At 50.3% G+C, this 15,394-nt stretch carries 8 protein-coding genes; all 8 read left to right on the top strand.

What is annotated here, in order from left to right:
* Positions 1-155: 155 nt before the first annotated feature.
* The 8 genes from SNR34_RS27045 to SNR34_RS27010 all read left to right on the top strand — a co-directional run bounded on the left by SNR34_RS27045 (position 156) and on the right by SNR34_RS27010 (position 15,351).
* Positions 156-3,050, top strand: a complete 2,895-nt coding sequence (locus tag SNR34_RS27045; protein WP_486180590.1) for a glycoside hydrolase family 2 protein — start codon at positions 156-158, stop codon at positions 3,048-3,050.
* Positions 3,051-3,396: 346 nt separating this feature from the next.
* On the top strand, positions 3,397-4,377 hold the full coding sequence (locus tag SNR34_RS27040; protein WP_339274695.1) for an ABC transporter permease: 981 nt from the start codon (positions 3,397-3,399) through the stop codon (positions 4,375-4,377).
* Positions 4,378-4,392: 15 nt separating this feature from the next.
* A complete protein-coding gene (locus SNR34_RS27035; RefSeq protein WP_236420504.1) occupies positions 4,393-5,295 on the top strand; it encodes a carbohydrate ABC transporter permease in 903 nt (300 codons plus the stop codon).
* Positions 5,296-5,514: 219 nt separating this feature from the next.
* The gene (locus SNR34_RS27030; protein ID WP_236420505.1) at positions 5,515-7,200 is read left to right on the top strand and encodes an ABC transporter substrate-binding protein; all 1,686 of its coding nucleotides are present in this window, start codon (positions 5,515-5,517) and stop codon (positions 7,198-7,200) included.
* A gap of 386 nt (positions 7,201-7,586) precedes the next feature.
* The gene (locus SNR34_RS27025) at positions 7,587-9,287 is read left to right on the top strand and encodes an ABC transporter substrate-binding protein (protein ID WP_343262007.1); all 1,701 of its coding nucleotides are present in this window, start codon (positions 7,587-7,589) and stop codon (positions 9,285-9,287) included.
* A gap of 327 nt (positions 9,288-9,614) precedes the next feature.
* Entirely contained in the window at positions 9,615-11,321 is a 1,707-nt protein-coding gene (locus SNR34_RS27020; RefSeq protein WP_438286883.1) for an ABC transporter substrate-binding protein, read from the top strand.
* A 287-nt stretch (positions 11,322-11,608) separates the two neighbouring features.
* Complete coding sequence (locus tag SNR34_RS27015) at positions 11,609-14,011, top strand: glycoside hydrolase family 95 protein (protein WP_486180589.1); 2,403 nt, start codon at positions 11,609-11,611, stop codon at positions 14,009-14,011.
* The gene (locus SNR34_RS27010) at positions 14,008-15,351 is read left to right on the top strand and encodes a GH1 family beta-glucosidase (RefSeq protein WP_236420508.1); all 1,344 of its coding nucleotides are present in this window, start codon (positions 14,008-14,010) and stop codon (positions 15,349-15,351) included. Before SNR34_RS27015 ends, SNR34_RS27010 begins: the two co-directional genes overlap by 4 nt.
* The last annotated feature ends 43 nt before the right edge of the window (positions 15,352-15,394 follow it).

The following is a 15,394-nucleotide window of genomic DNA, read 5'->3' as shown; positions in this document are numbered from 1 at the left end:
GGGTTGGTGGTTTTTGGTCTTGGTACATGAAATGGGGGAACGACGGATTTTCATGAAATCGTCCATCGAGAACAATGGATAAGCAATGGTGATCTTGGAAGAACCAACGTAAACTGGATGTACTTTGTAGGCCTTGAGCGAGGAGGAGAACATTGATGACCTTTTTGGAAGTGAGGACGGCCCGGCAAACGATGGATTTGAATGGCATATGGCAATTTGCGCTGGATCCTGATTCTGGCGAACAGACTCCAGAACAGACATTGGCTTTACCTGACCTGGATTGGGGGGAGATTCAAGTTCCGGGTTCATGGGAGGAACAGGGGTATGGCGAAGCGCCAACGTACCAGCGAATCGACACATGGACCAAGGTTCGGGAATATGAGGGAGCGGCTTGGTATTCGCGCGAGGTACATATCCCGGCTGATCCTGGCATGCATTATGTGCTTAGGGTTCACGGGGTTCGCTGGACGACCGATCTCTGGATCAATGGCCAGCATGCAGGCCTGCAGGAAAGCCTCGTTTGCAAGCATGCGTGGGACATTACTTCACTGGTCAAACAAGGGACCTCTAACGAAGTGGTGCTGCGCGTAGACAACACGATGAAATATCCGCTTGGCGGCAGTCATATTCATTCCCTGCATACTGCAACGGCGTGGGGCGGCGTGACGGGAGGAATATGGCTGGATGCGATGCCGCCGTACCATATCGAGAGCCTGAAGGCAGACCAGGATCCCGAACGAGGTACGATGGCGCTCCGTGGTTCATTGAACCTTCCTCATCGGCAAGTGTTTGATGAACTTAAGCTGCATGTGCGGGTTCAGCATCCTGATGGCACATGGCTAACGGAAAAAGTACATGATGTGACCACGGATATCTTAAAAGCGAATGACCGGGCGGAGCTTGCTGGTAGTTCTGTTCAGCTTCAGCCATGGGAGCTGGATCTGGGGCGGGAAAAAAAGGTGGCCCTGTGGTCGGATGTTTCTCCACAGTTGTATAAGATGATTGTTCGATTGCAGAACGGAGAACAGGAGTTGGACCGGGTTGAACTGACCTTTGGTATGCGCTCCTTCGAGGCGAGCGGAACCCGGTTTCTTTTGAACGGACAGCCTGTGTTCCTGCGAGGGTACGTGGACTGCTGCATTTTCCCGCTTACAGGGTATCCGGTATGGGACAAGGAGCAATACATTTCACAGTTCCGGACGGCCAAGTCATACGGATTCAATCATGTTCGTTTGCACGGCTGGAGCGCGCCGGAACCGTTCTGGCAAGCCGCGGATGAAGAGGGGATGCTGGTGCAGGCCGAGCTCCCGCATTGGTCGAGATGGTTCGAGAATCGGGAACAGGCCGCTCCGAAAGATGTCCTCTCTTTTCTGAAGCGCGAACTGGACGGGCTGCTTGACGCTTTGCAGAAGCATCCATCGTTCGTGCTCTTTTCGCTGGGCAACGAGCTCATCGGGCCGAATGGCCATCCCGAGCTGAACGAGCTTGTAGAGCATGCCCGCAGCATGGATTCAACGCGGCTGTACACGGACAACACGGGGTTCGGGCAATTGCCGGCCCAAGGCAGAATGGCGGATTTTTATATCCAGTCGTTGAATTGGCACCCGCCGTTGGAGTCGGAATGGTCTGCTGTACCTGACACCACGCTTGATTACCGTGCGGTGACCCGGCTGTCCGATCGTCCGGTCATCGGGCATGAACACGCGCAGTTCACCATGTACGTGCGTCCTCAAGAGAAGGGTAAATACACGGGCGTTCTTCGGCCAAGCTGGCTGGAGCCGATTGAAGAATCGCTATCTCGCCAAGGGATGAAGGGCGACATTCTGGAGCGTTATCAGCAGGCAAGCGGCCGGCATTTGGTCCGTTCGCTCAAGGAGGCCATGGAGCGGGTGCGCCGGACGTCGGATGCAGCAGGCTTGCAGCTGCTTGATATTCGCGATTTTCCCGGGCAGGGACATGCCACGACAGGCATCCTGGATGTGTTCTGGGAGAGCAAAGGCATGATTGAGCCCGAGGAATTCCGGCGGTGCAATGCCGGAATCGTTCTGCTGCTGGGCTGCGATCAGCGCACCTTCTTTGGCGGGGAGGCCATTCAAGCCCAGGTCAGCGTATCGCATTACGGAACGGAGCCCCTTCAGAACGTATCGGTGCAGTGGCGTTTGGTCCGCGATGGCGAAACGATAAGCGAAGGAGGATGGAGCTGCGATGACGTGGCTTGCGGATCTGTCCGATCTCTGGGAACGTTGAACGTAAATGCCCCGCGGGAGGGGGCAACCGGATTTTGCATCGAAGCGGAGATCAGGTCAACCCGTGGAGAGGTAATAGCTGCAAATGTTTGGCACGGGTGGTCATTCCCGCGGTATCAGGTCCATGAACAGAGCCACCGGATCTGGAACAGTATCAGCGAATTGCAGCCTTACCTGCTGGGGGCTCACGAAGGAAAGTTGGATGATCTGAACGGGCATCATTTGCTGCGTGAAGATCGTACCGGCCTGATCATTACGCCATCTTTGACCCCCAATGTACTCGATGTTTTGGTCAATGGGGGAAGTGTTTGGCTCCAGACGAATGCCGAGGGTTTGTATGATGCGGTAGAGACCAAATACCTGCCCGTCTTCTGGAACTATCTTATGTTTGCCACCCAGCATGGCGCAACCATGGGACTATGCCTGCCTGATCGATTGCCATTGCTGGGAAGGTTTCCCCATGATCAAGCGTCCGACTGGCATTGGTATCATCTCATTCAGGGCACGCCAGCGATCTGTTTGGACACATTGGCAGGGGTACAGCCTTTAATTGAAGTGATCGATCACTTTCACAGGGCGAAACGGCTGGCCTACGCTTTTGAGGCCAACGTAGGCAAGGGCAAACTGCTCTTATCGACATTTCCTTTTTCCGATATTGCGATGATGAAACGTCCGGAAGCGAGCTTTCTGTTTCAAGAAATGCTTGCTTATCTGCTGGGGGACGAATTTAGGCCGGAATCGTCCATTTCGGCAGGGCAGCTGCTAGGTCTGGTGAAGCTGCAGCCCATTCGTTTCGCGTTATAGATTGAAGGAGCCTGCAAAGGCTTCTTTTTTTGTTTCTGCTTATATAGAGACGGGAAGGGCTTCCTAATGAAATGTGGAGAGAAATACATGAATACGTGCGTTTGATTTAGCACGGGTAAACGATTTCCAAAAACGTTTTCGTTATTTTCCATTTCGAATTATAATTACCAAAATGTTTCATTTTATTAAATTAAAAGGCTGAATAATGACTGATTTTGCATGCAAAATGTCTCATTGACCTGGTCCATATCTAATTTTTATATGATTTTCTCTAAAATCAAGCTGGTATTTTGAAAACGCTCTATCAGGTATGATTAATCTATAAATTAGAGGAGGGGGAACGGAGATGGAAACGCTGACAAAACAATCCGCTTCCGCGAAAAAGAGCAGTGACCCCAAACCGCCCACAAATCGGCGGAATGCAATTTGGGAGAGTATCAAGCAACAAAAGTTTCTTTATCTCATGTCATTGCCATTCGTAGTTTGGGTTTTTGTATTCAACTATCTGCCACTATGGGGATGGACGATGGCTTTCCAAAATTATAAACCGGCCAGAAGTTTCTCGGAACAGCAGTGGGTTGGTTTCAAGCATTTTGCAGAGCTGTTCAGTGACGAACGATTCTATCTGGTACTTAGAAATACGCTGGCAATGAGTTTTATGGGACTGATTGTCGGTTTCGTTGTGCCGATTTTCCTTGCGATCTTGCTGAACGAACTTAAAGGCAAATTCTTTAAACGTACCGTGCAAACGGTATCATACTTGCCTCACTTTGTATCCTGGGTCGTTGTTGCAGGGATTATTACCAAAATGCTCTCGACGGACGGCGGTATTGTCAACGACATTTTGATGGGCCTGCATTTAATTGATCAACCCATCCAGTTCATGGCGAAAGGCAACTTGTTTTGGTACATTGTAACCGCTTCAGACATGTGGAAAGAAAGCGGCTGGAACGCGATCATTTACTTGGCGGCCATCACGGGGATCGACCAAGAGCTGTACGAAGCTTCCCGGGTTGACGGTGCAAACCGCTGGAGACAGATGTGGCACATTACGCTGCCTGGTATCCGGACAACCATTTCCGTATTGTTTATCATGTCCATCGGTCACTTGGTCAGCAACGGGTTCGAGAAACAGATGCTGCTGGGTAACAGCCTCGTCACCGACTATATGGAAGTCCTTGATCTATATGCGCTGAACTATGGTTTGAACTTGGGACGATTCTCATACGGTACGGCAATCGGGATATTCAACTCCGTCGTAAGTATCATTCTCTTGTTCACGGCGAACGGATTGTTCAAAAAATTCACGAAAGAAAGCATCATGTAGGGAGGGGGAGACCATATGGCGAACAAATCATTCAATGCAACTCGTGGCGATAAACTGTTCGATCTATTCAATGTTCTCGTGCTGGCCCTGGTGCTGATCGTAACGCTGTATCCGTTCCTGAACGTACTCGCGATCTCATTGAACGATTCGATGGACACGGTGCGTGGCGGAATTTACTTATGGCCTCGGGAATTTACGCTGGAAAACTATAAAACGATTTTTCAATATGACAGCTTGCTTCAAGGTTTGCAAATCTCTATTCTCCGTACGATTGTAGGTACATTGCTCGGTTTGATCAGTTCTTCGATGATTGCCTTTACGCTCAGCAGACCTGATTTCAAATTGAGAAAATTCGTTTCTACTACGCTGGCGATTACGATGTATTTCACTGGCGGTCTGATTCCGATATACATCCTGATGCGCGACCTGCACCTGATCGGCACGTTCTGGGTTTACGTATTGCCGGGCATGATCAGTGCGTTCAACGTCTTCGTTATCCGTTCCTTCATCGACGGCCTGCCGTACGCCTTGCAGGAATCCGCGAAGCTGGACGGTGCGAATGACTTCACGATCTACTACAAAATCATCCTGCCGCTCTGTAAGCCGGTACTGGCAACGATCGCATTGTTCCTGGCTGTAGGGCAATGGAACTCATGGCTCGATACGTACCTGTACAACGGTTCGAAAGCGCATCTCACTACGCTCCAGTACGAGCTGATGAAGGTACTGCAAAGTACCCAACAAGGCTCTGGTGCAGGGCGTAATGTCAACGACTTGGCACAGCAGATGGCACAGGTTTCTCCTGAGTCCATCAAAATGGCGATTACCATCGTCGTTACGGTTCCAATCCTGATCGTGTATCCGTTCCTGCAAAGATACTTTGTGGGCGGTATGACGCTGGGTGCTGTAAAATCATAAGACTTGGTCAACACAGATATAAGAAAGTCACAGAAAATACAGAGATAAAGATAACTGTAAAGAGAAACAGTATAATAAAAAAGCTCGGGATGCCCGAAATGCCAACCTCGGTTGGCGTTTCACCGTATAGGGCTGCGGCGACGGCATCCATGAAGCTATAGACAGGGACAAAAAAGTCCCGCACAAGATAGACATATGGATTAGGGAGGAATTACCATCATGGCGAATTTCAAAATGAAAGCCGCACTGGCTCCCGTGCTTGCGATGTCTTTACTCGCAGGCTGCGGTGGCGGAGCCGGTGACAGCAGCAATGGAGCATACGAGGACACAAGCGGGGATACGTCTCCAATTACGTTCAGTTTTTTCAGCGTTGACCCAAGTTCCAACTGGAACAGTATGAAAGACGAAGTAGGCCAGGTGATCACAGAGAAAACCGGGGTTACCCTTAACGGAGAATTCGCGGTAAGCGGCGGCCAGGACAAAATTTCTTTGATGGCAGCAAGCGGAGACTATCCCGACATTGTTTCACCGAAAGGTGAACTCAGCAAGCTTGTGGATGCCGGTGCAATGATAGATCTGACGGATCTGATCGATCAATATGCTCCTAATTTGAAAAAGCTGTATGGTGATTACATGGACCGGCTGAAATACAGCAACGAAGACCAGGCCATTTATGTGCTGCCGTCGTATTACGCGGTAGATCAGCAATATTTTGACGCAGGCGGCGGTTTCGGTATTCAACACCGTGTACTGAAAGAGCTCGGTTACCCTGAAGTGAAGACACTTGAGGATTTTGAGAATGTGTTGAAAGCTTACAAAGAAAAACATCCAACCATTGATGGTCAGCCAACCATCCCGCTGTCGCTGGATGCGGACGACTGGAGAATCATGATTACCGTAACGAATCCGGCTTTCTTGTCCACAGGCGCTCCGGATGATGGAGAATATTACATCAACCCGGAAACGTATGAAGCGATGCTTCATTACAAACGTCCGGAGGAAAGAGAATACTTCCGTTGGTTGAACAAAATGTACAATGAGGGATTGCTTGATCAAGACAGCTTTGTGCAAAAAACGGACCAGTACAAATCGAAAATCGCCAGCGGCCGCGTACTTGGCGTAATCGATCAGGATTGGGGCTATGCTGATGCCAAGAACGCGCTTAAGGCGGCAGGAAAGGATGAAGCAACATATTCCCACTTCCCTGTAACGCTGTCCAGCGACATCAAGGACCATTCTTTCCAAGATCCGGGCTTTGTATCTGGCTGGGGTGTAGGAATCACCACTTCGAATCCCGATCCGGTACGTACGATCAAGTTCTTTGATTATTTGGCGTCCGAGGAAGGCCAAGTATTGATAAACTGGGGAGTTGAAGGTAAACACTATGAAGTGAAGGACGGGAAACGCGTTATCCCTGCAGATGTATTGGACCAAAAAGTAAACAATGCAGCGGCTTTCCAGAAGGAAACAGGGATCGGTCTGTACACCAACATGACGGGTCACTACGGCGATGGCGTGAAGGATTCGACAGGCAACTACTATACAACGAACTTCCCTGAACAAATCGTAGCGTCTTATTCCGATGCCGAGAAGGAAACCCTCAAGGCTTACGGTGCAACAACCTGGAAGGATCTGTTCCCGAAAGAGGATGAGTTCCCGGTTAAAGCGTGGGGCGCAGCCTACAACTTGCCGACTCCTGGCGACTCGGATTATAACGTCATCTACCAGAAGACACAGGACATTATCCGCAAACGCATTCCGGAAGCGATCCTGAGTCCGGTCGACAAGTTTGACAGTGTGTATGATACGATGCTGGCTGATTTGGAGACAGCAGGAGCTACGAAAATGGAACAACAATATACAGAGCTTATTCAAAACCGCGTAAAACTGTGGAATGGCCAGTAAGATCTTCTCGTTTGAGCGGCGAGTCAAGTTTAAAAAAGAAAGGACCCATTGATTTGGGTCTTTTTTTTATGCCTAAAACGTTTTCCCAAAACCGTTTTCATTTTTTAAAATTGGTTATTGACAAGGAGTTATGCAAGGTATTATTATTCAGGTATGAAAGCACTTACATTTCAGTTGAGCATGGATCCTTGTACCGATGTAAACGTCTTTTTGATGGCAACTTGTACTTCAATTGAGGCGAGGATGAATCGTCGAATTCATTTAAGAAAACGCTTTTAATTGCATTTAAGCAAAAAAAGTGCAGGGTTTTTCGCCAGTCCATGGTATCTACAGGCCAGCCTGTTATACACTATAATGCTTCATTATATCCATAAGGGGGATTACACATGAAGGGGAAAACACCAAAAACGTTCGCAATGCTTCTTCTCGCAAGCGCGCTTGCCATTACGGCAGGATGCGGAAGCACAGGAGGAAGTACGGCCTCGGAAAAGCCTGGTGAAACGGATGATACGACAAGTCCGGTAACGTTTACGTTTTTCGGCGCAGATGCAAGTCCAAACTGGAACAAGATGCAGGATGCGGTAGGCAAGAAGATCACCGAAAAAACAGGCGTGACCATTGAAGCCGAGTATGACGTGAATAATGGCGGAGATCAGAAAATACCTTTGATGGCTGCCAGTGGTGATTACCCTGATATCATTTATCCTAAAGGAAACCTGTCCAAACTGGTTGATGCAGGCGCAATGATTGACCTGACCGATTTGATTGAGGAGCACGCTCCCAACCTGAAGAAAATTTACGGCGACCAAATGAACCGCTTGAAATACAGCAAGGAAGACCAGGCGATCTATACCATCCCGACCAACATGGGTGTAGACAATGTAGCGTTTGATGCCACGGGCGGATTCGAAATCCAGCAAAAAGTGCTGAAAGAGCTGGGCTACCCTGAAGTAAAAACGCTTGAGGATTACGAAAACGTATTAAGAGCTTATTATGAGAAACATCCAACGATCGATGGCCAGCCAACGATTCCGCTGACATTGAATGCCGACGACTGGAAGATCATGATTACAGTTACAAACCCGGCTTTCCAAGCAACAGGCGGGCCGGATGACGGGGAATATTATATCAACCCGGAAACGTATGAAGCGATGCTTCACTACAAACGTCCCGAGGAAAAAGAATATTTCCGTTGGCTGAACAAAATGTATAATGAAGGACTGCTTGATAAAGATACCTTTGTACAGAAGGATGACCAGTATAAGGCCAAAATCGCCAGCGGGCGCGTTCTTGGTCTGATCGACCAGGAATGGAACTATGGAGAAGCTGAGAACGCTCTCAAATCAGCCGGTAAGGATGACAGCACGTATGCACACTTCTCGGTATCCTTGAATGACCAGATCGTGGATCATACCTTCCAGCCAACCGGCTTTGACGGTTACGGCATCGGAATCACGACTTCCGCCAAAGACCCGGTTCGCATTATCAAGTTCATGGATTGGCTTGCTTCGGATGAAGGGCAAGTGCTGAGAAACTGGGGGATTGAAGGCGAGCATTACAAAGTGGAAAACGGCAAACGCATCATTCCTGACGAAATTCAGGACCGCAAAACGAATGACAACTCGGCGTTCACCAAAGAAACAGGGATCGGTATGTACAACATCTTCAGTGCAAGATATGGCGATGGCGTGAAGGATTCTACAGGCAACTATTACACCACGAACTTCCCTGAGCAAATCGTAGCGGGCTACACGCCGGCAGAGAAAGAAACATTGAAAGCGTATGGCATCACGACATGGAAGGAATTTTTCCCATCGGAAGATGAACTGCCTATGAAGGATTGGGGAGCAGCATACAACATGCCGGTTCCTTCCGATACGGATTATAATGTAGCTTTCCAAAAAACGCAGGATATCGTTCGCAAACGGATCCCGGAAGCCATTCTTGCCAAACCGGAAAACTTCGACAAAGTGTATGACGACATGCTGGCCGAGCTGGACAAAGCAGGCGCGGTGGAGATGGAAAAACAATACACCGGTTGGATCAAAGACCGCGTATCGCTGTGGACCGGCAAAGACGTTCAATAAAAGAAGGGACAGCGCAATAAGCTGCTGAATTTCTTGAAAAAAGGGTTTCCGTCGGAAGCCCTTTTTTTCTATTGACCGATGGCGAAATATAGCATATAATCTACGTGTAAGCACTTTCAGTAAGCGTTTTAAAGTGAATTTCGAAAACGTTTTATCTTATGTGTAGTGCGAAGTTTCCTGTCCCGGATGGATCGAGGCAGTTACACCTGTATCACGCATAATTTAAAGCGCATTCATTTGCTTTGAATCGTTGATCCAAATGCTTTGGTATTTTCAGGCTTGGCCTGTTATACAGATAAAACCTTCATAAATAGGGGGAACTAGACAATGAAAGGCAAAATGAAAGGTAATACACCCAAGACTTTTGCAATGCTGCTGCTTGCAAGTGCGTTGCTCGTTACTGCTGGTTGCGGAAATTCGGGAAGCAAGGAATCCGCTTCATCCGGTGAATCATCCGGAACAGAGCCGATCACGATTTCGTTCTTTGGGGCCGATCCGAATCCGGTCTGGAACAAAATGCAGGATGCCGTAGGCAAGAAGATTACCGAAAAAACGGGCGTTACCATTGAAGCCGAATTCGACGTCAACAATGGCGGCGAGCAAAAAATTTCCCTGATGGCAGCGAGCGGCGACTACCCGGACATTATTTTCCCGAAAGGAAACTTGTCCAAGCTCGTTGATGCCGGTGCAATGCTTGACCTGACGGATCTGATCGAGGAGCATGCTCCCAACCTGAAGAAAATCTATGGTGATCAGATGAACCGTCTGAAATACAGCAAGGAAGATCCAGCGATTTATACGATCCCAACCAACATGGGTGTAGATAATGTGACGTTTGACGCAACAGGTGGATTCGAGATTCAGCAGAAAGTGCTGAAGGAGCTTGGATATCCTGAAGTGAAAACGCTTGAAGATTTCGAAAACGTGCTGAAAGCATATAAAGAAAAACATCCGACGATCGACGGACAGCCGACGATTCCGCTGACGCTGAATGCCGACGACTGGAAAATCATGATCACCGTAACGAACCCGGCTTTCCAAGCTACGGGAGCACCGGATGACGGCGAGTACTACATCAATCCGGAAACGTACGAAGCGATGCTTCACTACAAACGTCCGGAAGAGAAAGAATATTTCCGTTGGTTGAACAAAATGTACAATGAAGGACTGCTTGATAAAGACACCTTCGTGCAAAAAGACGACCAATACAAATCCAAAATCGCCAGCGGCCGCGTACTTGGTCTGATCGACCAAGAGTGGAACTATCAAGAGGCTGAGAACGCGCTGAAAGCTGCGGGTAAAGACGACAGCACTTATGCTCACTTCTCCGTATCCCTGAACGACCAGATCGTCGACCATTCGTTCCAGCCAACCGGTTTTGACGGTTACGGTATCGGGATTACAACTTCCGCCGAAGATCCGGTTCGCATCATCAAGTTCATGGACTGGCTTGCTTCGGATGAAGGACAAGTGCTCAGAAACTGGGGTATCGAAGGCGAACACTATAAAGTGGAAGATGGCAAACGCGTCATTCCTGACGAAATCCAGGACCGCAAAACGAATGACAACTCTGCCTTCTCCAAAGAAACAGGAATCGGCATGTACAACATTTTCAGCGCAAGATACGGCGATGGCGTGAAAGACTCTACGGGCAACTATTACACTACGAACTTCCCTGAGCAGATCGTGGCAGGTTACACGCCGGCAGAGAAAGAAACATTGAAGGCTTACGGCATTACGACATGGAAAGAATTCTTCCCTGCGGAAGAAGACCTTCCATTGAAAGAATGGGGAGCAGCATACAACATGCCGGTTCCTTCTGATACAGACTATAACGTCACTTTCCAAAAAACACAGGACATCGTACGCAAACGGATTCCAGAGGCTGTTCTGACAACGCCGGAGAACTTCGACAAAGTGTATGACGATTTCCTTGCCGAGCTGGACAAAGCAGGCGCGGTAGAGATGGAAAAACAATATACGACTTGGGTCAAAGACCGCGTGTCGTTGTGGACGGGCAAAGACGTACAATAATACGTTCAGCCATATACGTAAAGATACATGATGAATCGGAGAGGGGTTCCAGCAATGGAGCCTCTTTTTTCGTTATTATATATTTTGCTTCGGTTGTGATGCTTTCCATTGACGCTTTTTTCGAAATCCAATATAATTTTCAGGTGTAAGCACTTTCAGGTGATCGGTATCAGAGACGGTAGGATGAAAGCAAAAAAAGACTTATGGAAAAGTGAGTTTTATATTTTTTTGGATATTACGAAAACGTTTTATATTTAGAACGATACTCAATGAACAGGAGTCGGAATATGGGCCAAACGAATGGAACAACAGGCATGAATCGCTTGTGGTATCGTCAACCGGCGGCAAAATGGGAAGAAGCGCTGCCGATCGGGAACGGTCGCCTTGGCGGCATGGTTTACGGCGGTGCGGCGGAAGAACGCATCCAATTAAATGAAGATACGCTGTGGTCCGGATTCCCGCGTGATACGGTGAACTACAGCAGCCAGAGATATTTGAAACGCACGCGTGAATTGATCGCGGCCGGACAGTACAGCGAAGCCGAAGATTTGCTGAACCGCGAAATGTTGGGGCACGACGTGGAAGCCTATCAACCCATGGGCCATTTATTGCTCCGGCAGAATGGATTGGAACGTGCTGAACTTGAGCATTTCGAACGCGAGCTCGACCTGGAAACGGGAATTGCCGCAACCCGCTATCAATATGAAGGAATTCGCTATACACGCGAAATATATGCAAGTGCGCCTGATGATGTCATCGTACTGTCCCTGTCCGCGGATCGTGCAGGGGCCGTCAACGTCAGTCTGACGTTGGACAGCCCGCATCCCTATACCGTGCAGGCCAGCGGTGACAGCGTCGTGATGTACAGCCGATGTCCGAGCCATGTGGAGTCGAACTATTTCCGCGATCATCCGGAATCGGTCGTTTATGAAGAAGATCGCGGAATGGCATATGCCGCCAAACTGTCTGTACAAGCGTTGGGCGAAAAAGCCGTGATCTCCGCTGACGAAGGCACATTGCTCATTCAGGGCGCTGACCGAGTGCTGTTGTGCTTGACTGCGGCAACAGCATTTGCCGGCTATGATGTGATGCCGGTTAAGGAAGCCGCAGAACTGGAACAAACATGCGATGCCATCCTGCGACAGGCTCTCCAAACCGGGTTGGAGCAGCTTCGTGAGCGGCACGTGTCAGACCATGGCTCGTTGTTCGCACGTATGTCGATCGACCTTGGCTCGTCCGCCAATGCGGAGCTGCCAACCGACGAACGTTTGGCAGCGTATCAAGGGGGCGCCGCCGATCCGGGGCTGGAGGCTTTGTATTTCCAGTACGGAAGATACCTGCTCATGGGCAGTTCCCGTCCTGGCACGCAGCCTGCCAACCTGCAAGGCATATGGAACCATCAGGTGGAGCCGCCATGGTTCAGCGATTATACGACCAATATCAATGTCGAAATGAACTATTGGCCAGCAGAGGTGTGCAACCTGAGCGAATGCCATGACCCCTTGTTTGCCATGCTCGAGGATCTTAGCCATACCGGGCGCAGAGCTGCGCGTATCCTTTACGGTGCACGCGGTTGGACGACGCATCATAACGTGGACATCTGGCGGCAATCGACGCCAACCGGAGGGGATGCCAGCTGGGCATTCTGGCCGATGGGCGGCGTATGGATGACGGCGCATCTTTGGGAGCGCTACAGCTTTACGAGGGATGAGGCGTTTCTGGCGGAGAAAGCTTATCCCATCATGAAGGAGGCCGCTTTGTTCTGCCTGGATTGGCTGGTGGAAGGTCCGGACGGATATTTGGTGACGTCGCCGTCCACGTCGCCTGAAAACAAGTTTGTGGCAGAGGACGGAACGGCCCGCAGCGTATCGATGGCGTCCACGATGGACATGACGCTGATTCGCGAGCTGTTCGACCGCTGCATCGAGGCAGCGGGCGTGCTTGGCGTGGATGACGAGCTGGTGACGGAGCTTCGTGAGTCCCGCAGCAAGCTGTATCCGTTCCTGATCGGCAAAGAAGGCCAGCTGCAGGAATGGTTCAAGGATTTCCCCGAGTCCGAACCGGGACATCGCCATGTATCCCATCTGTATGGCTTATACCCTGGAGACCAGATCAATCGGCTCAGTACGCCTGAACTTGTGGAAGCGGCCCGCGTTACGCTGGAGCGCCGCATCTCCCAAGGGGGCGGGCATACGGGCTGGAGCTGCGCTTGGCTGATCAATCTGCATGCACGTTTGCTGGATGCCGACAATTCATATCGGTTCGTGCGCACGCTGCTGTCCAGATCGACGCATCCGAACCTGTTCGACGATCATCCGCCGTTTCAGATTGACGGCAACTTCGGCGGCACGGCCGGTATTGCGGAAATGCTGCTGCAGAGCCACTTGGGCGAGCTGCATCTGTTGCCTTCGCTCCCGGGAGCCTGGAAAGAAGGCAGCGTGAGCGGCCTGCGTGCGAGAGGCGGCTTTACCGTGGATATGGAATGGGCCGATGGCCGATTGGTCGTGGCCAATATCCGGGCCGATCGCAAGGGAACGCTGACGATCCGCAGCGCAGTACCTCTTTTGGCGGAAGGTTTGCAAGGGGTAGAGGTGGAGCAATCGCCGCAAGGAGATTATGTATTGAATTTAATGGTGGGCGCGGGACAAACGATCCGCGTGTCAGCCGAAGACAGGGAGAGAGTACAATGACCATTTTTCAATTTCCGAAAGACTTTCGCTGGGGGACGGCTACGGCTTCCTACCAAGTAGAGGGTGCAGCACAAGAGGGAGGACGCGGTGTATCCATCTGGGATACGTTTGCGCGTACGCCGGGCAAAGTATTCAACGGGGATAACGGGGATATCGCATGCGACGGTTACCATCGTTATGAAGAAGACATTGAGTTAATGAAGAAACTGGGCATCAATACGTATCGATTCTCCATCGCATGGCCGCGCATCATTCCGGACGGTGATGGAGAGATCAACCGTGAAGGGCTGGACTTCTACCATCGGTTCGTCGATAAATTGCTTGAAGCGGGAATCGAACCGTTCTGCACCCTCTATCACTGGGATTTGCCGCAAGTGCTCGAAGACATCGGCGGTTGGGGCAACCGCAGAACGGTAGATGCTTTCGTGAAATATGCGGAAGTCATCTTCAAAGAGTTCTCCGGCAAAATCAACTTCTGGCTGACGTTCAACGAGCCATGGTGCATCGCGTTCCTGTCCAATCTGCTGGGCGTGCACGCACCGGGCAACAAAGACCTGCAAACGTCGCTGAACGTTGCCCACGGCCTGCTCGTTGCGCACGGCAAAGCCGTCCAATCGTTCCGTCGTCTCGGCACGACAGGCAAAATCGGGATCGCTCCGAACGTATGCTGGGCTGAGCCTTACAGCAAAACGCCGGAAGACCAGGCTGCCTGCGATCGCTCCATCGCGCTGAACACGGACTGGTTCCTTGACCCGATCTATAAAGGCTCCTACCCGCAATTCATGGTGGACTGGTTCGAGCAAGCCGGGGCGACGGTACCGATCCAGGATGGGGACATGGAGATCATTTCGCAGCCGATTGACCTGCTGGGCATTAATTATTACACCATGGGCATCAATCGGTATAACCCTGAAGCAGGCGTGCTGCAATCGGAAGAACTCAACATGGGTCTGACGCGTACCGATATTGGCTGGCCGATCGAATCGCGCGGCTTGTACGAGTTCATGCACTATTTGCAAAAATACGGAAACGTGGAAGTGTATATCACCGAGAACGGTGCATGCATCAACGATCAGCCCGAGAATGGCATCGTCAACGACGAGCGCCGCATCTCGTATTATGAGCAGCATTTGGCCCAGATTCACCGGATCATCAGCGACGGGATCAACCTCAAAGGGTACATGGCGTGGTCGCTTATGGACAATTTTGAGTGGGCAGAAGGGTATCGCATGCGTTTCGGGCTCATCCATGTGGATTACCGCACATTGAAACGCACGCCCAAAGAGAGCTACTACTGGTACCAGAACGTAATCAAAAACAATTGGCTGGAAATCCGTTAATGCTGGAATTGCGTTAATGGATGTTATACAGCACATGTCTCGC

The organism is Paenibacillus sp. XP01 (assembly GCF_057364885.1).
This window is presented reverse-complemented; position numbering and strand designations above follow the sequence as displayed.